General features: G+C 71.7%; 19 protein-coding genes. 6 read left to right on the top strand and 13 right to left on the bottom strand.

All coding sequences use genetic code 11. The features are described 5' to 3' along the window. A partial coding sequence (locus ABZ896_RS45760) for a PAS domain-containing protein (protein ID WP_360942901.1) occupies positions 1-1405 on the bottom strand: 1405 nt, incomplete at its 3' end. 351 nt (positions 1406-1756) lie between these two features. On the opposite strand from ABZ896_RS45760, the gene ABZ896_RS45755 reads away from it, so the two are divergent. Next, positions 1757-4000 (top strand): glycoside hydrolase family 9 protein, encoded by a 2244-nt coding sequence (locus tag ABZ896_RS45755; protein WP_360942898.1) that lies wholly within the window; start codon positions 1757-1759, stop codon positions 3998-4000. Here the strand turns inward: ABZ896_RS45755 and ABZ896_RS45750 are convergent. Together ABZ896_RS45750 and sigJ are read right to left on the bottom strand one after the other, a co-directional pair. Beyond that, positions 3945-5465: a cytochrome bc complex cytochrome b subunit gene (locus ABZ896_RS45750; protein ID WP_360942895.1), complete on the bottom strand. Its 1521-nt coding sequence runs from the start codon at positions 5463-5465 to the stop codon at positions 3945-3947. The genes ABZ896_RS45755 and ABZ896_RS45750 overlap by 56 nt on opposite strands. Further along, positions 5462-6367 (bottom strand): RNA polymerase sigma factor SigJ, encoded by a 906-nt coding sequence (gene sigJ / locus ABZ896_RS45745; protein WP_360942892.1) that lies wholly within the window; start codon positions 6365-6367, stop codon positions 5462-5464. Before sigJ ends, ABZ896_RS45750 begins: the two co-directional genes overlap by 4 nt. 187 nt (positions 6368-6554) lie before the next feature. Here sigJ and ABZ896_RS45740 point away from each other — a divergent pair, with 187 nt between their 5' ends. The 3 genes from ABZ896_RS45740 to ABZ896_RS45730 all read left to right on the top strand — a co-directional run bounded on the left by ABZ896_RS45740 (position 6555) and on the right by ABZ896_RS45730 (position 9312). Continuing rightward, positions 6555-6800, top strand: a complete 246-nt coding sequence (locus ABZ896_RS45740) for a hypothetical protein (RefSeq protein WP_360942889.1) — start codon at positions 6555-6557, stop codon at positions 6798-6800. A gap of 3 nt (positions 6801-6803) precedes the next feature. Continuing rightward, positions 6804-7181, top strand: a complete 378-nt coding sequence (locus tag ABZ896_RS45735; protein ID WP_360942886.1) for a toxin Doc — start codon at positions 6804-6806, stop codon at positions 7179-7181. Between the two features lie 523 nt (positions 7182-7704). Further along, a complete protein-coding gene (locus ABZ896_RS45730; RefSeq protein ID WP_360942883.1) occupies positions 7705-9312 on the top strand; it encodes an RICIN domain-containing protein in 1608 nt (535 codons plus the stop codon). Positions 9313-9648: 336 nt separating this feature from the next. Here ABZ896_RS45730 and ABZ896_RS45725 read toward each other — a convergent pair whose 3' ends face one another. The 4 genes from ABZ896_RS45725 to ABZ896_RS45710 all read right to left on the bottom strand — a co-directional run bounded on the left by ABZ896_RS45725 (position 9649) and on the right by ABZ896_RS45710 (position 13861). Continuing rightward, positions 9649-10818: a lactate 2-monooxygenase gene (locus tag ABZ896_RS45725; RefSeq protein WP_360942880.1), complete on the bottom strand. Its 1170-nt coding sequence runs from the start codon at positions 10816-10818 to the stop codon at positions 9649-9651. Between the two features lie 69 nt (positions 10819-10887). Further along, positions 10888-11577 carry an alpha/beta hydrolase gene (locus ABZ896_RS45720; protein ID WP_360942877.1) on the bottom strand — a complete coding sequence of 230 codons (690 nt, stop codon included), beginning with the start codon at positions 11575-11577 and terminating at the stop codon, positions 10888-10890. Further along, positions 11574-13142: a cytosine permease gene (locus ABZ896_RS45715; protein WP_360942874.1), complete on the bottom strand. Its 1569-nt coding sequence runs from the start codon at positions 13140-13142 to the stop codon at positions 11574-11576. Before ABZ896_RS45715 ends, ABZ896_RS45720 begins: the two co-directional genes overlap by 4 nt. 155 nt (positions 13143-13297) lie before the next feature. Then, positions 13298-13861, bottom strand: coding sequence for a hypothetical protein (locus ABZ896_RS45710; protein ID WP_360942871.1), 564 nt, complete (start codon positions 13859-13861; stop codon positions 13298-13300). A 322-nt stretch (positions 13862-14183) separates the two neighbouring features. Here ABZ896_RS45710 and ABZ896_RS45705 point away from each other — a divergent pair, with 322 nt between their 5' ends. Further along, the gene (locus ABZ896_RS45705) at positions 14184-14618 is read left to right on the top strand and encodes a subtilase-type protease inhibitor (protein ID WP_360942868.1); all 435 of its coding nucleotides are present in this window, start codon (positions 14184-14186) and stop codon (positions 14616-14618) included. A 135-nt stretch (positions 14619-14753) separates the two neighbouring features. On the opposite strand, the gene ABZ896_RS45700 is transcribed toward ABZ896_RS45705, so the two are convergent. From ABZ896_RS45700 to ABZ896_RS45685, 4 genes are all read right to left on the bottom strand, one after another. Continuing rightward, positions 14754-15146: an STAS domain-containing protein gene (locus ABZ896_RS45700; RefSeq protein ID WP_360942865.1), complete on the bottom strand. Its 393-nt coding sequence runs from the start codon at positions 15144-15146 to the stop codon at positions 14754-14756. A 116-nt stretch (positions 15147-15262) separates the two neighbouring features. Continuing rightward, positions 15263-15487 (bottom strand): CDGSH iron-sulfur domain-containing protein, encoded by a 225-nt coding sequence (locus ABZ896_RS45695; RefSeq protein WP_360942862.1) that lies wholly within the window; start codon positions 15485-15487, stop codon positions 15263-15265. Then, positions 15468-16139, bottom strand: coding sequence for a HemK2/MTQ2 family protein methyltransferase (locus ABZ896_RS45690; protein WP_360942859.1), 672 nt, complete (start codon positions 16137-16139; stop codon positions 15468-15470). Before ABZ896_RS45690 ends, ABZ896_RS45695 begins: the two co-directional genes overlap by 20 nt. Positions 16140-16160: 21 nt before the next feature. Beyond that, positions 16161-17174 (bottom strand): iron-containing redox enzyme family protein, encoded by a 1014-nt coding sequence (locus ABZ896_RS45685; RefSeq protein WP_360942856.1) that lies wholly within the window; start codon positions 17172-17174, stop codon positions 16161-16163. A gap of 24 nt (positions 17175-17198) precedes the next feature. Between ABZ896_RS45685 and ABZ896_RS45680 the strand changes: the two genes are divergently transcribed. Then, a complete protein-coding gene (locus tag ABZ896_RS45680; protein ID WP_360942853.1) occupies positions 17199-17807 on the top strand; it encodes a flavodoxin family protein in 609 nt (202 codons plus the stop codon). 6 nt (positions 17808-17813) lie between these two features. Here ABZ896_RS45680 and ABZ896_RS45675 read toward each other — a convergent pair whose 3' ends face one another. Together ABZ896_RS45675 and ABZ896_RS45670 are read right to left on the bottom strand one after the other, a co-directional pair. Next, entirely contained in the window at positions 17814-17984 is a 171-nt protein-coding gene (locus ABZ896_RS45675) for a hypothetical protein (protein ID WP_360942850.1), read from the bottom strand. 165 nt (positions 17985-18149) lie between these two features. Then, on the bottom strand, positions 18150-19157 hold the full coding sequence (locus tag ABZ896_RS45670) for a Ppx/GppA family phosphatase (protein WP_360942904.1): 1008 nt from the start codon (positions 19155-19157) through the stop codon (positions 18150-18152). Positions 19158-19355 lie beyond the last annotated feature (198 nt).

Genomic DNA, 19355 nt, shown 5'->3' with positions numbered 1-19355 from the left:
GACGCACCCCCGGCGCGTACGCGTCCACGAGCCCCCTGTGCGGCCTCAAGTGATAGCGCGAGGCCGCCTCCACGGCCGCCGTACGCGGCAGCGACCGGGGCAGCAGACTGCGCTGGAGGGCGAGGGCCGTCTCCCGCTCCCGGGAGAAGCGGCGGGCGTTGTCGATGCACACCCCGGCGCGGGCCGTGATCTCCTCGGCGAGCAGCACGTCGTCCGGGGTGAAGGGGTCCGGCCGCCGGAACCGGGTGAGCACCGCGACCCCGAGGGTCTGGCCGCGGGCCTGGATCGGCACCGACATCGTGGAGTGGATGCCGTACTCCTTGACCCGCTCACCGCGTGTCTTGTTCCAGGCCAGCCACTGGTCCAGCTGCCCCGAGGCGAACGTGGCGACGATCGTCCGCCCGGCCGTGAGGGAGTCGGCCTGCGGGGAGGTGGCCGGATACAGCTCGGTGTGCCCCGGCTTCACCACCGCCAGCGGGTCGCCGGCCTGCACGGAGTGGTGGGCGGTGCGGCGCAGCTCGATCGGCGGGACCAGCGGCGCCTGGGTCTCGCCGCCGTGCTCCGGCGGGTCCAGCAGGTCGACGCTGACGAAGTCGGCGAGCGCCGGCACGCAGACGTCCGCCAGCTCCTGGGCCGTACGGGTGACGTCGAGGGTGCTGCCGATGCGCACGCTCGCCTCGTTGACCAGCTGGAGGCGCTCGCGGGCGAGGTAGTTGTCGGTGAAGTCGTGGGCGGCCAGGCACACGCCCCGCACCCGCCCTGCCGGGTCGGTGATCGGTGCCATCCGGGCCAGCCAGGCGTGCGCGACGGCCTCGCCGCCGGTCCGCATGAACGTCTGCACGTCCTGCGCCTGCCCGGTGGTGAGCACCCGCAGCAGATGCCGCTCCAGCTCCTCGCTCTGCGCCTTGCCGCCGATCTCGGACAGCCGCAGCCCCTGGATGCGCTCCTCGGGCAGTCCGATCACGTCGGCCATGGCGTCGTTGACCCGGCGCAGCCGCAGCCGGTCGTCGTAGACGGCGACGGCACACGGCGACTGGGTCAGCACGGCGGTGGCCAGCGGGTCGTCGGGGGAGCGGGGGCCGCCCGGGTCGAGCGGGGTGACGACGAGCCAGTGTCCCGGGGTGCCGTCGAGCGGCCGGCAGTGGTGGGCGAGCAGCCACACCGACACCGCCGTGCCGTCGCGGTGGCAGAGCGTGACGTCGCCGTCCCAGCGGGCGCCCAGGGGCCCGGCGGGCGTCGCTCCGTCCCCGCCGACCAGCAGGTTCACCGCGGGACGGCCCACGACCTCGGCGGCCGACCAGCCCAGCAGCCGCTGTGCGCCGGTGTTCCACTCGACCAGCGTGCCGTCCTCGCCGACGACGGCCCGTGCCGTCGCGGCGTCGTCGAACGGGTACACGGGGGTCATCGTCGCCACTCCATTGCGCGTACTCACAGTGAACAGCCGAGCCACTGAGGTTCCAGCGTAGTGCGTCACGCCCGGATACGAGCGGGAACCCCCTGGCCCGGGACCGTGCGAGAGGGCCGCGTCAAGAGGCGGATCCGGCCGAGTGACGCCTGCGACAGGAGGGGCTCATCGCACCCTTGCCGGGCCGACCAGTGCCCACCCCGGGGAGTCCCAAGGTGCCGTGCGGATCGGCAAGTTGGAGGCTCCGACCGGTTGACGGAGTGTCATGCCTGCAACAAGCATGACGTGCGTCCGCATCTGGGAGCGCTCCCATCGCGAGCGTCACCCGCACCTCACCGGAGGAGCCCAGACGTGAAACGACACAGAACCTCGCTCCTGGCCCTGACGGCCCTGATCGGGGCGGCCCTCGTCGGCCTCCCCGCGTCCGGGGCCGCCGCCGAGGAGGTCGAGCAGCTCAGGAACGGCACCTTCGACACGGCGGTCGAGCCGTGGTGGACGACCGCCGACATGACCGCCGGCCTGTCCGGCGGACGGCTCTGCACGGACGTGCCGGGCGGCACCGCCAACCGGTGGGACGCCGCGGTCGGACAGAACGACGTCACCCTGGTGAAAGGGGAGTCGTACAAGGTCGCCTTCTACGCGAACGGTTCGCCCGAAGGACACGTGGCACGGGCGATCGTGGGGCTCCAAGTGGCGCCCTACGACACCTACTTCGAGGTGAGCCCGCAGCTGAGTGTCTCGGGCAACTCCTACGCGTACACCTTCACCTCGCCCGTCGACACCACGCAGGCGCAGGTGGCCTTCCAACTCGGCGGCAGCGCCGACCCGTTCCGGTTCTGCATGGACGACGTGTCCCTGCTGGGCGGGGTGCCGCCCGAGGTCTACGAGCCGGACACCGGGCCCCGGGTGCGGGTGAACCAGGTCGCCTATCTGCCCTCGGGGCCTAAGAACGCCACCCTGGTCACCGACGCCACGACGAAACTGCCCTGGCAGCTGAAGAACGCCTCGGGGGCCGTCGTCGCGCACGGCTGGACCCTGCCGCGCGGCACCGACGCCTCCTCTGGGCAGAACGTCCACTCCATCGACTTCGGCGCCTACAAGAAGCGCGGCGAGGGCCTCACCTTGGTCGCGGACGGTGAGACCAGCCGGCCCTTCGACATCGGTGCTTCGGCCTACGAGCAGCTCCGGGTCGACGCGGCGAAGTACTACTACACGCAGCGCAGCGGGGTGGCGATCCGTGACGACCTGCGCCCGGGCTACGGCCGCGCTGCCGGGCATGTCGACGTGGCACCGAACCAGGGCGACGGCAACGTGCCCTGCCAGCCCGGTGTCTGCGACTACACGCTCGACGTCACCGGCGGCTGGTACGACGCCGGTGACCACGGCAAGTACGTGGTGAACGGCGGCATCTCGACCTGGGAGGTACTCAGCACCTACGAGCGCGCCCTGCACGCCCGCACCGGGCGTCCCGCGAAGCTCGGTGACGGCACGCTCGCCATCCCGGAGAGCGGCAACAAGGTGCCGGACATCCTCGACGAGGCCCGCTGGGAGCTGGACTTCCTGCTGAAGATGCAGGTCCCGGACGGACAGCCGCTCGCCGGGATGGCCCACCACAAGATCCACGACGAGCAGTGGACCGGCCTGCCGCTGCTGCCGAGCGACGACCCGCAGAAGCGCGAGCTGCACCCGCCGTCCACCGCGGCGACCCTGAACCTGGCGGCGACGGCCGCGCAGGCGGCCCGCCTGTACCGGCCCTACGACAAGGCGTTCGCCGCGAAGGCCCTGGCGGCCGCCCGCAAGGCGTGGACCGCGGCTCTCGCCCACCCGGACCTGTACGCCTCGGAGAGCGACGGCACCGGCGGCGGCACCTACGCCGACAACAACGTCACCGACGAGTTCTACTGGGCGGCGGCCGAGCTGTATCTCACCACGGGCGAGAAGGAGTTCGCGGACCACGTCCTCAACTCCCCGGTCCACACCGCCGACATCTTCGGCCCCCTCGGCTACGACTGGGCCCGCACGGCCGCCGCGGCCCGCCTGGACCTGGCGACCGTACCGAGCAGGCTCCCCGGCCGGGACAAGGTGCGCCAGTCGGTCGTCAAGGGCGCTGACGCCTACCTCGCGACCCTCAACTCCCAGGCGTACGGCATGCCGTACGCCCCGCCCGGCAACCTCTACGACTGGGGCTCCAACCACCAGATCCTGCACAACGGGATCGTCATCGCCACCGCGTACGACATCACGGGCGCCTCGAAGTACCGTGACGGCGCCCTCCAGAGCGTCGACTACCTCTTCGGGCGCAACGCGCTGAACATCTCGTACGTGACCGGCTACGGCGAGGTCAACTCCCACAACCAGCACGCCCGTTGGTACGCCCACCAGCTCGACCCGAACATGCCGAACCCGCCGAAGGGCACCCTCGCCGGCGGGCCGAACTCGTCCATCCAGGATCCCTACGCACAGAGCAAACTCCAGGGCTGTGTCGGCCAGTTCTGCTATATCGACGACATCCAGTCCTGGTCGACCAACGAGCACACCATCAACTGGAACTCGGCCCTGACCCGGATGGCGTCCTTCGTGGCGGATCAAGGCTGACCCGAGCGTGCTCCACCAGCTCACCGGGCCGTTCGTGCGCGGTGAGCGTATGGAGCCGGGCTTGATCGAGCGGCTGGTGCACCTCGATGTACTCCCCGTGCGGCAGCCGCTTGATCACGCCGGTCTCCCGGCCGTGCAACACCAGCTCCCGGTCCCGGAGTCGGAGCCCCAGACAGACGCGCCGGGTGACGACGAAGACGACCGCCGGGACGACGAACATCCCGATCCGGACCGCCCAGGTCACCGTGTTGATCGACAGATGCAGCCGGGTCGCCACGATGTCGTTGCCGCCGCCCGCCAGCAGGACCAGGTACAGGCTGATCCAGGAGGCGCCGATCGCCGTACGGACCGGCCGGTTGCGCGGGCGGTCCAACAGGTGGTGCTCGCTGCGGTCCTTGGTGACCCGGGCCTCCAGGAACGGGTACACGCCGATGAAGACCAGCAGGAGCGGGAAGACCAGGACCGGGATCAGCACCCCGAGCACCAGGGTGTGCCCCCAGAAGGTGATCTCCCAGCCCGGCATGACCCGCACCAACCCCTCGGCGAAGCCCAGGTACCAGTCCGGCTGGGCGCCCGTGGAGACCTGGTCGGCGCGGTAAGGGCCGTACGCCCAGACCGGGTTGATGGAGGCGACCGCGGCGATCAGCGCGAGCGCGCCGAACACCAGGAAGAAGAAGCCGCCCGCCTTCGCCAGGTACACCGGGAAGAACGGCGCGCCGACGACGTTGCGTTCGGTCCTTCCGGGACCCGCGAACTGGGTGTGCTTGTGGTAGACGACCAGGATCAGATGGGCCACCACGAGGGCCGCCATGATGCCGGGGATCACCAGGATGTGCAGCGAGTAGAAGCGGGCCACGATGTCATGGCCGGGGAACTCGCCGCCGAACAGGAACAGTCCGAGATAGGTTCCGACGATCGGCACCGACACGGTGGCACCGTAGACGAACCTCATCCCCGTGCCGGAGAGCAGGTCGTCCGGGAGCGAGTAGCCGAAGAGCCCCTCGAACAGGCCGAGGAACAACAGCAGCCAGCCGAACAGCCAGTTGACCTCGCGCGGCTTGCGGAACGAACCCGTGAAGAAGTGCCGCATCATGTGCGTGAACATGGCGGCCACGAAGATCAGCGCCGACCAGTGGTGCAGCTGCCGGATCAGCAGACCGCCGCGCACGTCGAAGCTGATGTCCAGCGTGGAGGCGTACGCCTCGGACATCCGCACCCCGTTCAGGGGCGTGTAACTGCCGTGGTACGTCACCTCGTTCATCGACGGGTGGAAGAACAGCGTCAGCCACACACCGGTGAGGATCAGTACGACGAAGCTGTACAGGCAGATCTCGCCGAGCATGAAGGACCAGTGGTCCGGGAACACCTTGCGCAGGTACTTGGCGCCCAGCGTGCGAGTGCCGAGCCGGCCGTCGAGCCACCCGGAGAACCTCTCGCCCCGGCCGGACTGCTGCGTACGGGTCACGCCTCCTCCTTGTGCACGTACGTGAGCTTGTCGGGATTGCCGACGACGTAGACCGCCGAGACGCGGTCGCCCTCCGGTGTGAGGTCCATGACCAGCACCGCGTAGGGGGAGTCGCCGTCGAAGAGCACCGCCGCGTCGTCGCCGTTGACCCGGCGGTGGCGCAGTTCCAGGCCCAGCGCCCCGCCCCGCTTCGTGTATCCGGTGAGCAGCCGGACCGCCTTGTCCCGGCCCCGCACCGGACGCAGCGCGCCCTTGCGGACGCCGCCGCCGTCCGTCCACACCGTCACGTCCGGCGCCAGGATCTCCATCAGCTCCGCGATGTCCCCGCCGAGCGCGGCCCGCACGAACCGCTCGGTCGCCTCCCGGCGCACCCGCGGATGGGCCTCGTACCGCGGCCGCCGCGCGTGCACATGTTCCCGGGCCCGGTGCGCCAACTGGCGTACGGCGGCCGGGGTGCGGTCGATGATCCCGGCGATCTCGGTGTGGGCGTACCCGAAGACCTCGTGGAGCACGAAGACCGCCCGCTCCAGCGGGGTCAGCGACTCCAGGACCACCAGCATCGCCAGCGACACGGACTCGGTGCGCAGGGCCGGGTCGTCGGCGCCGGTGTCCTCGGCGACCAGGGGCTCGGGCAGCCACGGGCCGATGTAGGTCTCACGGCGTCGGTCGATCTGCGCCCGCCGGTGCAGCGCCTGGTTGACGGCGATCCGGACCAGGTAGGCGCGGGGGCTGGTGATCCCGTCCGGGCCCCGGGCCGCCCAGGCCAGCCAGGTGTTCTGCAGGACGTCCTCGGTGTCGGCGACGGAGCCGAGCATGTTGTAGACGACGCCGAACAGCAGCTCCCGGTGCGCGACGAAGACACCGGTCGCCTCCTCGGCGTCGGGCGCGTGGATCTCGGACATCTCGTGGGCCTCCCCGTGGTGCTCTCACCACTGGGAGGGGAGCGGACGGTCGCAATGTGACATCCGTGGGGCCGGTTGTGATCCACCTCTCATCTTTTGTGCGCGGGTTTTATTCGGAGGTACCTCTGCGGGGTGGCGTTGAGCTGCGAGTATTTACGGGTAAGTACCCGCGCGGTACCGTGAGGGCATGCCAGCTCTCAACGTGGAGTTCAGCGATCGCGAGCTTGAGGACCTGCGGCAGATCGCCAAGGAACGGGGTACGTCGATGAAGGCGCTCGTACGGGAGGCGGCCGCCGCCGACATCGCCCGGCACCGGGCGCTCCAGGAGGGCGCCGAGGCCTTCCGGCAGTTCTTCGCCGCGCACGCCGACGAGTTCGCGGCCGCCTTCCCCGACGACGAACCGTCGGTCAAGGGCGCGGGGCGGGTCGTCTGACCGATGGCTCCCGTCGTCCACATCGACGTGCCCTGGCTCCTCCAGCGGCATGAAGAGGTCCTGCCGGACCAGCCCACCGTCAACGACTTCTCGGCCCTCGTCGCCGCCGTCGCCCGGCACCGCGTCGACCCGCCCCGCCTCGGCGTCGACTCCGACCCGGCCTGGCGCGCCGCCGCCCTGCTGCACACCCTCGCCCTGCTCAAGCCGTTACCGTCGGCCAACGCCCGCTTCGCCTGCGCCACCGCCGTGGCCTACATGTTCGTCAGCGGAGCCGGCATCGACCCGCCCTACGGCGCCCTCGTCGACCTCGCCCGCGACCTGATCTCCGGCAAGTCCGACGTGTACGGCGCGGCCGACCGGCTGCGCTCCTGGCAGATCTGAGGCGTTCGCGGCGAGCTGTTCCGGTGGGCCGGGGCCGCCGACCGCCCCGCCCCCGGGGCCGCCGACCGAGGGCGGGAGGAACGGGGTCGGCGGCCGGGGTGCGCGCGGGAGAGCCGCCGTCCCGCGCGAGGCCTCCGAGAAGGGCCGGTTCCCAGTGGACTACCGGGACCGCGGGTGGGGGAGCGTGCGGAGTGCTCCGGCGCGTGCGCGGGTTTCACACGGGGCGCACGGAATGCCGAAAGCCGGTGCGAGGGCACACAGTTGCGGACCCATCTGACTTTCTTTCAATTGGCGCTGATGTTGCTCAGGTGCCTTGTTGGCCGTGAGTGACTTGTGCAAGGGTGAACCACCTGAGTGGGGGGCAGGGCCGGGTCGCATTCGCCCCGTGGGGAACCGGGGCGGAGGGACGTCGGTGAATTCGTGCTCCCCGCGCCCGTGCCCGAAAGACACGCGCCCGTTTCGCGCCCCCTTTCCGGCAACGGGAACTTAGTGCGTCCCCTGTCCGCGGGAAGGAATCCGCTCAGTGCCCACCCCCCACCCGCCGCTCCCTCCTTACCCGCCGCCCGGTGCGGGATCCGGAGAATCCGACGAGGACCTCGCCGCCCGGCTGAGAGGCCACACGGATGCCGAGGCGGCCCAGTCCGTGGCCCTTCTGATGGCACGCCACTGGAAGCCCGCCCAGGAATACGCGGTCATCTGTCTCGCCTCCCCGTCGGAGACCGCGTCGATGATCGCCGCGGCCGCCTTCCACCAGGTCCTGGACCGTCTCGCGCTCGGCGAGCCGGCCCTCGCGCTGCGTCCCCGCGTCCTGGTGGCCGTGCGGGACACGGTCCGCGAGTGGTCGTCCGAGGACCGGATATCGGGGGTTCTGCCGGACCTCGGGAAACCGAACGGCGGCCGCGGTATGCGGACGGCGAAGTCCATGACCCCCGAAAATCGCAAGCTCGCCGAACGGTCATTCCAGTCTCTTCCCGGACTCTCCCGCTGTCTGTTGTGGCACAGCGAGGTCGAGGCGGACCCGATTACGGTGCCCGCCGCACTGCTGGCCATGGACACGACCACCGCCACGGCGGCGCTCGAACAGGCGCGTGAAAAATTCCGAGAAGGATGTGTACATGCCCATCGGGAACTCGCGCCGACGAAGGATTGCCGCTTCTACAACCGACTCCTCGACGTTCCGATCCGGCGCGGTGGAGCACTGCTTCCGGATGTCCAGCAGCATCTGGCGGAGTGCCGCTACTGCCGTTCCGCCGCGGAGCAACTGAGTCATTTCGAGGGCGGGTTGGGGGTGCTGCTCGCCGAGGCCGTGCTGGGGTGGGGCGCCCGCCGCTATCTCGAACTGCGCGCCGGGCGTACGCCTCAGGAGCCGAAGGCCCGTGGCACCGGCCGGCACAGCGCCGCGCGCCGCCGCATCCTGGCGCGCATACCCGCCCCGCGCCGGGGCCCGGGGCCTGGGGGCCTGCGGAACTCGCGGACCCTGCTCACCGGAGTGGGCGTCACATCGGCCGGGCTTCTCGCGGCCATGCTCGCCGCGGGTCTGTGGTCGCACGACGGCGGCGCGGACCCGGCCGCCTCCACCAGCGCCAGCGACGGCGAGACGGCACCGGACACCGACTCGGCGACCCCGGGCACGGCCCAACTGCCCACCGGGCCAGCGGTGACCCGGCTGCGCAACGCCGCCGCCGACCTGTGCCTCGACATCAAGGGCACGCCGAAGGAGGGCGCGGGCACCCAACTCGCCGCCTGCTCCTCCTCGCCGACCCAGCAGTGGTCGTACGAGACCGACGGACTGCTGCGCAGCGAGGCGGACCCCGACCTGTGCCTGGACTCGCACGTGGACGCGGGCGTGGTGATCCTCGGCGAGTGCGCCGACGACAAGGCGAAGCGGGGTGAGGACGTGCGCTACGACCTCACCGTGCAGGGGGAGTTGCTGCCGCGCTGGGACGAGCAGCTCGCGCTCGCCGCCAGCAACGACGATCCCGGCTCCGACATCGTCGTCAAGGTCCGCGACGACTCCGACCAGCAGCGCTGGCTGACCGACCCGACCGCGACGGCGAGCCCGGGCTCCCTCCGGATCACCGGCTCGGCGGCCCCGTCGGCCAGAGCGGCGGACGTGGGGGACCGGGCGTAGGGCGAGGGGCGGAACGGGTGTGAGAGACGGGGTGGACCGGGCGTAAGGCGAGTGGGGGGCGGATCGAGCGTAGGGCGAGTGGGGGTGGTGGATCGGAGGTGGGGCGAGCCGGTGCCTGCCGGGCCGCCGGTTGGCGGGACCGCCACCCCGGTCTCTCACGCCGGGCCGCCTTCCCGACCCTCACCCCGGGGCCGCCTTCCCGACCCTCACCCCGGGGCCGCCTTCCCGACCCTCACCCCGGGGCCGCCTTCCCGACCCTCACCCCGGGGCCGCCTTCCCGACCCTCACGCCGGGCCCGCCCTCCCGACCCTCACCCCGGAGCCCGCCCCCCGTCTCTCACACCGGGTCCGTCACCAGGTCCGTCGGCCCGATCGTCGCCGGTGTCGCGTGGCCCGACAGGGCCAGGGTGAGGTCGAGTTCGGCGAGGAGGCAGCGGATGACGTGGTCGACGCCCGCCTGTCCGTCGAGGCCGAGCCCGTAGACGTACGGCCGTCCGACGAGCACCGCGCGGGCGCCGAGCGCGAGGGCCTTGAAGACGTCGTCGCCGGTGCGGATCCCGCTGTCGAAGAGCACGGTGAGCCGGTCGCCGACCGCCTCCACGACCCGCGGCAGCGCGTCGGCTGCCGCGACCGCCCCGGCCACCTGCCGTCCGCCGTGGTTGGAGACCACCACCCCGTCCATCCCGGCGTCCGCGGCGAGCCGGGCGTCGTCCGGGTGCAGGATCCCCTTGAGGACGATCGGCCCGTCCCAGTGCTCCCGCAGCAACGCCAGATCGGGCCAGGTCTTCGCCGGGTCCGCGAACATGCCGATGAAGTGCAGGACGGCCGCGTTGGGATCCTCGTGCACCGGCTTGGCGAGGGCCGCCTGGAAGGCCGGGTCGGAGAAGTAGTTGGCGGTGCCCACGCCGTGCAGGAACGGCAGATACGCCTGGTCCAGATCGCGGGGCCGCCAGGACAGCAACGGGGTGTCCAGCGTGACGACCAGCGCCGTGAACCCGGCCGCCTTCGCCCGGTTCAGGAAGCTGAGCGCCACCTCCGGGTCCTTCGGCCAGTACAGCTGGAACCAGCGCTCGGCGTCCCCCATGGCCTCCGCGACCTGCTCCATGGGGGTGCTGGACGCTGAGGACAGGATGTACGGCACCCCTTGCGCGGCGGCGGCCCGGGCGGCGGCCGGCTCGGCCCCCGGATGCATGATCGACAGCACGCCGACCGGCGCCAGGGCCAGCGGGGCGGGCAGCGGGCGGCCCAGCACCTCGACGGACAGATCGCGCTCGTGGACGTCCCGCAGCAGCCGCGGCACGATCCGGCGGCGCTCCAGGGCCGCGCGGTTCGCCCGCGCCGTACTGCCGTCGCCCGCGCTGCCCGCCACATAACCCACCGGGCCCGGACCGAGCCGCTGCTCGGTGAGCTGCTCGAGCCGGGTCAGGTCGGTGGGCAACCGGGGCACCGCGCCCGACATGCCGTTCAGATAGATCTCGTACTGGAAGTCCGCCCAGTGCTTCGGCATCGGTCCGTCCCGCCTCTCGTCGTCGAGCGTGCGCCGAGGCCGACCATACCGGCGGGTATGCGGAATGGGTCAGCCGACGGACTCACACAGGATCCGGGCCAGTTCACGGGGCCGCGAGAACATCGGCCAGTGCCCGGTGTTCATCTCCACCAGCTCCCAGCACTCGCTCTTGAGCAGCTCCACGACGTCCTCGCTCGGCTCGGGCCAGTCCATGAGGCACTTGACGTAGGTCGTCGGCTGCTCGGCGAGGGAACCGGACAGAACCGCCGGTTCGGTGAGCGAGGCCCCGGGATGGGGCGTCGCGCCGCGCACGATCCGGGCGATCCGCTCCTCGTCGAGGTCCTGTTCCGCCAGGTCCTCGGGCGAGAAGGACGCCCAGAAGCCGTCGTTCGCCTCGATGGCGGCCCGTACCTCGTCGCTCGGCCAGCCGTCCAGGAACGACTTCCCGTCGGCCGGGACGCTCGCGTCGACGTACACCACCCGCCGGAGCCGGTCGCCGATGCGCCCGGCGGCCTGCCCGACCGGTATGCCCGAATAGCTGTGCCCGACCAGCACCACGTCCCGCAGATCCAGCCGCTCCACCTCGTCGACGATGTCCCGCACATGGGTGTCCTGTCCGGCCGGGGTGCCGCTCTTCTCGGCCAGTCCGGACAGGGTCAGCGCATGCGCCCCGTGCCCGGCCGCCCGCAGCTCGGGGACCACCTCGTCCCACGCCCACGCCCCCAGCTTCGCCCCGGCCACCAACACGAATTCGGTCATGGCAGCAAGGTAGGCGACGGCACTGACATCGCCTCCTGCCCCGTGATCGGCGGCACCGGCACCTCGACCGTGCGGGCCAGCCGCGCCCCCTCGGGGCCGTAGACCGCCCGCGGTTCGGGGAAGATCCGCAGCAGCGCCAGGAACAGCACCGCCGCCACGACCAGGGAGAGCGGCAGGCTGATGTCGACGCCGTTCGCGAGGTCGCCCAGCGGGCCCACGAACTGTCCCGGGATGTTGGTGAAGAGCACGCCGAGCAGTGCGGAGACCCACCACGCGGTCATGCCGCGCCAGTTCCAGCCGTGCGCGAACCAGTAACGGCCGCCGCGCTGACGGCGGTTGAAGACCTGGAGCGCCTCCGGGTCGTACCAGCCGCGCCGGGTCCAGAAGCCCAGCATCATCACGACCATCCACGGCGTGGTGCAGGTGATGATCATCGTGGCGAAGGTCGAGATGGACTGGACGAGGTCGAGCCCGAACCGCCCGACGAAGATGAACGCGATCGACAGCACGCCGACGAACAGCGTCGCCTGGACGCGGGAGAGCCGGGGGAAGACCGACGAGAAGTCGAGGCCGGTCCCGTACAGCGCGGTGGTGCCCGTCGACATCCCGCCGATCAGCGCGATCAGACACACCGGCAGGAAGAACCAGCCGGGGGAGATCGCGAGCAGCCCGCCCACGAAGTCGGGGGCGGCGGGATCGACGTAGTCCGGCGCCTTCGCCGCGATGATGCTGGCGGTCGTCAGACCGAACAGGAACGGCAGCAGGGTCGCGATCTGCGACAGGAACGCGGCGCCGATCACCTTGCGGTGCGGGGTGCTCGCCGGGATGTAGCGCGACCAGTCGCCGAGGAACGCGCCGAAGGACACCGGGTTCGACAGCACGATGAGGGCTGCGCCGATGAAGGACGGCCAGAAGAGCGACCGCGTGGCCGCGTCCGCCGTGTCCGTGAAGACTCCGGCGTACGACGGGTCGAAGTCGCCGGCGAACGCGACGGCGCCGAGCAGGAAGAGCAGGCTCGCCGCGGCCACCGCCACCTTGTTGACGAACAGCATGAAGCGGAAGCCGTAGACGCACACCGCGAGGACCAGGCCCGCGAACACCGCGTACGCGACGACGTACGACAGGTCGGTGCGCGGCAGCCCGAAGAGCCGTTGCGCGCCACCGACCAGGGCGTCGCCGGAGCTCCACACCGAGATGGAGAAGAAGGCGATCGCGGTCAGCAGGGAGAGGAAGGAGCCGACGACCCGGCCGTGCACCCCGAGGTGCGCCGAGGAGGAGACGGCGTTGTTGGTGCCGTTGACCGGGCCGAACACCGCCATCGGGCACAGGATCAGCGCACCGACGAGCACGCCGAGGAGCGTGGCCGCGAGGCCCTGCCAGAAGGACAGGCCGAACAGGATAGGGAAGGCGCCGAGGACACACGTGGAGAAGGTGTTCGCGCCGCCGAAGGCCAGGCGGAACAGGTCGAGCGGGGTCGCGGTGCGGTCCGCGTCGGGGATGCGGTCCACTCCGTGGGTCTCGACCTCGGTGAGGGACTGCTTGGCGGTGTCGGGCTGCGGGGACAAGGAGGCTCCAGCGGGAGAGCGGCGGTGGAGCGCGGGGTGGCGCGGTGAGCGGGGACGGTCCGCGTTTGCCACGGGGTGTGCGGCGTACGCGGATGCCGTCCTGCTGGGGTGTGCCGACGCTACGGCCCGCCGCGACACCCCGGCCAGTGGACGTTTCATCCATCTTCTGCGTCACCGGTGGAGGAACCCGCCACCTCCTCGGTGTCCGGCCCCTGCGCCCGCACCCGCTGGACGTGTTCGAGGGACTCCCGCAGCTCGGCGAGCCAGTCGTCGGTGTGCCGCTGCACCAGCCGGACGCACCAGGCGAGCGCGTCGCTGCGGCTGCGGGCCACACCGCCCGCGACGAGCGTGTCCAGCACCTGTCGCTCGGGCTGCCGCAGCCGGGTCATGACGGGCGCGGCGACATGGGTGAACAGGGTGCGCTCACCGCCGCACTCGACGCCCCAGGACACCTTCTTGCCGAACCGGTGCTCGGCCTCGCGCGCGACCTCGATCCGGGACTCCCGGGTCCGCTCCCGGAACTCCTGGATCCGGCCCCGCACGGCCGCCTCGCGCTCGGCGGCCGAGACGTCCTCGGCGAGCCGGGGCTCGGGGACGCGGCCGATCACGGTGATCTCCTCGCGGTCGACGACCACCTCGACCAGCGATTCGAAGACGTCGTCGGGCAGGCGGCCGGTGAACCAGCCGCGCAGTTTCTCGTTCTGCTCTTTCGTAATCATGTAATGACGATTACTCCGCCGGAACATGAACGCAAGGGGTCCGCGCGGTGTGCGCTTCTGGCTGAAGCGGAATGTTTCAGGCCTATTGCCGAGCGGCGGTTTTTCGGCCATCCGGCCGGATCGGGCGATCAAGAACCGCGTGGCCCAAGGGTTCAGGCGTTCGGATTATGTGACTTCGCGCCACTGATTCAACACGCAAGGTTACTGAAAGCTGTGGGGTCGATGTGAAGTCCTGGCCCGGACTCGGCAGACTCGCGGTCGCCGCTCCGGCACCGACCGTGCCGGAGGGCACACCCTCGATTCCAGCGGAAGGATGCACACCATGCGGAACACCGCGCGCCGGGCGGCCACCCTCGCCCTCATGGCCACCGCCGTCTGCGGCCCCCTCACCGGGACCGCCCATGCCGCCCCCTCGGGCCTCTACGCCCCCTCCGCCCTGGTCCTCACCGTGGGCCACGGCGACAGCGCCGCCACCGCCACCCCGGCCCGGGCCGTCACGCTGACCTGCGCCCCGACCTCCTCCGGCACCCACCCGGCCGCCGCCTCTGCCTGCGCCGAACTGCGTGCCGTCGACGGGGACCTCGACGCCCTGGAGAGCGTCCTGGGGAGCAGAGGCGACGTCCTGTGCACCAAGGAGTACGACCCGGTCGTCGTCACGGTCGACGGCGTGTGGCGGGGTCAGCGGGTCTCCTATGAGCGCACCTTCGCCAACGAGTGCGTGAAGGGCTCCCTCGGGTCGAGCCTCTTCACGTTCTGATGGACCGGGATCGCACGGCACGCGTGACCTGCCCGAGGGGTCTGTGGCTGGGGAGCGTCGGCCCCTCTCGCGGGGCCCTGTGATCCCGCACCGAGGGCCGGCGGACGGAGTGGGGCCGTCCGCCGGCCCCTCGGGTCATCCCTCGTCGTCGATGTCCGGCGACTCGTCGGGGATGCCCGGTAAGGGAGGGAAGCGGCGCCACAGGCCGGAGGCGCGCAGCAGCCGGTGTAGGCGCGGTGCGTCGCAGACCAGACGCAGGCGCCCGCCGCGCTCGCGGGCCCTGGTGTCCGCGCGGCACAGCACCCGCAGTCCCGAACAGTCGAAGAACTCCACCTGCCGCAGGTCGACCAGGACGTCCGGGCCGGGAGAGGCGGTCGCCGCGTCCAGATGCTCCCCGAGGAAGCCCGCCGTCGCGAGGTCGATCTCACCCACGGCCTCGACCACGGTGAAATCCCCGCTCGCTCGGGTGCGCGCGTACGGGTTCGCCGTGGGCGTCTCGGGAGCGCGGTTGTCGGACTCCGATGTCATGGCCGCTCCACCTCGGCAGGGGGCGCATTCGATCTCGGTAGTTACCCCGCAGAGGTCCGGAGCATCCCTAGGGCGGCGTCCGCAAGATCTGGTTCACTCGACCAAGTGAACTTTGGTCAATTCCGTTGACTTTCTGTCGACAAGCGCACTCGATCGCGATGACTGGTGTCGCACCACGGGTAGCGGCGACTGCGCCGACAGGTGCACAGGGCGACCCGGAAACGGTCGGATCGGACCGTGCTCCCGTCGTCCAGTTCGACCTCCACCGGGCCTTCCACCAGCAGGGGTCCCGGATGCTGGAGCCGGATGCGGCAAGGAGGTTCAGAGGGGGAGTTCGGCACGGACGACCACCAGCTCTTCCTTCGCGTCGGCGAGTTCGGGGTCGGACAGCAGCCCGCGCTCGCGCAGCCAGTCCTCGCGGGAGCGCAGCACCGGGCCGAAGGCGATCAGGTGACGGCGTGTCACCGAGGCCTTGAGGCCCGCCTCGCGCAGGTGGCCGAGTGTCCGCTCGGGATCGCTCAGCGCGGAGTGGACCATCAGTAGAACGCCTCCGGGGCGCAGCAGCGCGGGAGCCTCCCGGCAGACCCGGTCCAGCACGGACCGGCCGTCGTGACCGGCGTCCCAGGCCCGGGCTCTGCCGCGCGGGGGCCGGGCGTCCGGCGCCGGGACGTAGGGCGGGTTGCTCAGGATGAGGTCGAAGGACTCCTCCCGGACGGGGGCGAAGAGGTTGCCGCGCCGGATCCGGACAGGCGCTCCGGCGCGCCAGGCGTTGAGCCGCGCCGTGTACACCGCCCGCCACGACACGTCGACCGCGGTCACTCGGCCGCCCCTGCGGGCCGCCTGGAGCGCCAGTGCGCCGGATCCGGTTCCCATGTCGAGGACATCCGCGCCGGGTGGCAGCGGTTCCTCGGAGAGGGCTCCGGCGAGGAGTGCGGTGTCCTCCTGCGGGGCGTAGACACCGGGCAGGACCAGGGACGGGAATGGCTGATTCACCCCGCCCAAGTACCCCACCATTCAGGAAATATGGGAGTTTTCGGAAGGGAGGGGGGTGTGCAGCGAGGAGCGCCCGGCCTGCCAGTAGGCCAGCAGCCGCTCGGCGAGGCGGTCCTCGACGTGCCCGGTGGCGTCGATGCCGAAGGCCACGTCGGGGGCGAGATGCGGTTCCTCGGCCAGCAGTCCGCCGATCACCTCGTGCCGGACGACCTGCTCGTGGACCGCGTCGGCCTCGACGTGCTCGTCGTAGAAGTGCTCGGCGGCCGGACCCGCGCCGGTGCGGCGCATCGCCTCGGCCAGCCGCCGGGAGCCGGGGGAGGAGGTGATCTCGACCGCGGCGAAGTGGCCCACGAGAGCGCCTCGCAGGGCCCGGTGCAGGCCGAACAGCGACATGAGGTTGACCGTGGCGAGCATCTCCGCGGACCCCGCGTCGAGATAGTGCCCGTAGGACGTCTCCAGGCCGAGGTCCGTCATCAGGTCGGCGAACAGCCGGGCGTGCACCCGGTCGGGGCGGCCGCCGCCGTACTCGTCGAACTCCACCGCGGCCATCCCCGCCTTGGCCCGCCCCCACAGCCGCGGCAGCACCCACGCGTGCGGGTCGGCCTCCTTGAGGTGGTACAGCGAGCGCTGGGCCGCGTACTCGCGCACCTGCCACAGCTCGCCCTTCTCGCGCAGGTAGTGGCTGACGCCGGTGCCGTCGACCGGCTCGACCAGGATCTCGGCCAGCGCGTCGTCGACGCTGTCGTGGACCGGGGTGTCCTCGCGCAGCGCGGTGAGGAAGCGGTGCTCCAGGGCCGCCCGGGTGCGCAGCAGGTCGGGGTCCCACTCGCGGTCGGGGGAGACTCCGGCGAAGCCGCGGTAGTGCAACTCGTAGCAGAGGTAGAGGGCGAGCTGGAGGTCGTCGCCGTACACGGGCGCGGCCGCCACGTCCTCGTCGTGCGGCAGCGGGCCGGTGCCGAGCAGGTGGGCCTCGACGGCGGCGGAGACGGTTCCCCGGGCCCGCGGAAGCGGTGGTCCCTGACGGTCGTGTGCCATGCGGCCCCGGGTACCCGGCGCCGCATGAAAGCACTCGTGATCAATTGCACGCTCAAACGGTCGCCGGATCCCTCCAACACGGAGGCGCTGGCCGGGGTCGTCGTGGAGCAGCTGGAGAAGTACGGCGTGGGCGTGGACGTCGTCCGGGCAGTCGACCTGCCGATCGAATCCGGGGTGGTCAGTGAGGCCGTACGGGAGGGCGACGCCTGGCCGCTCGTCCACGCCAAGCTGCTGGACGCCGAGATTCTGGTCATCGCCTCGCCGACCTGGCTCGGGCGGCCCTCCTCCGTCGCCCAGCGCGTGCTGGAGCGGATGGACGCGATGCTCTCCGAGACCGACGACGAGGACCGGCCGGTCGCCTACAACCGGGTCGCCGGGGTGGTCGTCACCGGCAACGAGGACGGCGCGCACCACGTGATCAGCGAGATCTCGGGAGCCCTCGCCGACATCGGCTACACCGTCCCCGGTCAGGCCTGGACCTACTGGCACCTCGGCCCCGGGCCCGGCCCCGACTACCTCGACGACGAACGCGGCCGCGAGTGGTCCCACCGCACGGGCCGGGCCATGGCCGCCAACCTGCACGGCGTGGCGAGCGCGCTGGCGGCCCGGCCGCTGGACGCGCCGCCCGGCTGAGCGAAGTCAGTCGCCCTGGGACTCCTCCTCGGCACGCGTGTTGGGGGTGATGGCGTCGGCGGCCTCGCCCCGCCGACGGCGCTCCTCGGGGGAGTCCTCGGGTCGGGTCTCCGCGTCCTCGATCTCGTGGAGGATCTCTTCCAGGGCGGTCTCGGGCCGCTTCTCGTGCTCGGACATGACCTCTCCTCTTGGTTCTTCTCTCGTTCGGTTCGTGCTGGCCGGGACGCTCTCGGCTCCGGTTCGTGACGGCCGCGGCTCGTGCTGGCTGCGCCGTACGGCCTCGGTTCGTGTCGGCCGCGACGTTCTCGGCCCGGGTCCGTGCAGGCCGCGACCTACTCGGTCTCAGCTCGTGCCGGCCGCGATGCGCAGCGGTACCGGGTCCGGGGGCGCGGGCTCCTCGCGGCGGCGGGCGATCTCCGCCCACCACGCCGGGCCCTCCTCGATGTGCCGCAGCAGGACCCCTTCGCGGATGGCCCACGGGCAGATGGTGACGGTCCTGATCCCGGTCAGCTTCATCGCCGTGTGCCCGATCACCGCGCCCGCCAGGCTCTGCGCGGCCCGCGGCGCGGAGATCCCCGGCAGCTGCGCCCGTTTGTCGACCGGCAGCGCGGCCAGCCGGTCGACGGCCTCGCCCAGGTCACGGCTGCTCATCCGGCGTTCCACGAACGGCCCGTGCCGTCCGGGCGGCGCCCCGCACAACCGGCCCAGCTGCTGGAAGGTGCGCGAGGTGGCGACCGCCGTACGCGGCCCCTCCCAGCGGATCCGGGCGGCCACGTCCCGCAGTTGATGGCGGACCCTGCGGCGCAGCGCCCGCACCATCTCGGGCGTCGGCTGGTCGCAGTCCGCGAAGAACTCGTGGGTCAGCCGGCCCGCCCCCAGCGGCAGCGAGGCCATGTAGTCCGGCAACCGGCCGCGCCCGAAGGCGACTTCGAGCGAGCCGCCGCCGATGTCGAGCAGCGCGAGCGGCCCCGCCCGCCAGCCCATCCAGCGCCGGGCCCCGAGGAAGGTCAGCTCGGCCTCCAGCTCGCCCGGCAGGGTGCACAGCGGGACGGCGGTGCGGTCCCGGACGGTGTGCAGCACCTCCTCGCGGTTCGGCGCCGCCCGTACGACGGCCGTCGCGAAGGCCAGGGGACCGGGCGCGCCCCATCTGCCCGCCGTCCGGTTCGCCGCCGCGACGGCCGAGACCAGCCGTTCCACGGACTCCTCGGGCACCGGAGAGCCCGGGCGCACCTGTTCGGACAACCGCAGCCGCCACTTCGCCGTGTGCACCGGCAGCGGAACCCCGCCCTCCGCATCCGCCACCACCAGCCGGACCGTGTTCGACCCCACGTCCACCACGCTCATTCGCATGGACCGTGGGTACCCATCGCGGGTGCGATCCAACGTCACGGGCCCCTGTGGGGCGTAGCTCTCGGCCACCGCCCCGGCACCGCGCGTCGACAACGCACGTGAGCCGGGCAGCGGGAAGGGCCGCCGTCTCCCTGCTGACGGCTTGGCGGGACCGGTGGAGGCCGCCGCGTCGGCGTAGGCGACCGCCTTCGACTGGAC

The sequence above is a fragment of the Streptomyces sp. NPDC047072 genome (assembly GCF_040643855.1).
Lineage (GTDB): Bacteria > Actinomycetota > Actinomycetes > Streptomycetales > Streptomycetaceae > Streptomyces.
The sequence above is the reverse complement of the archived record's forward strand: the minus strand, read 5'-3'. Positions and strand labels throughout refer to the sequence as shown.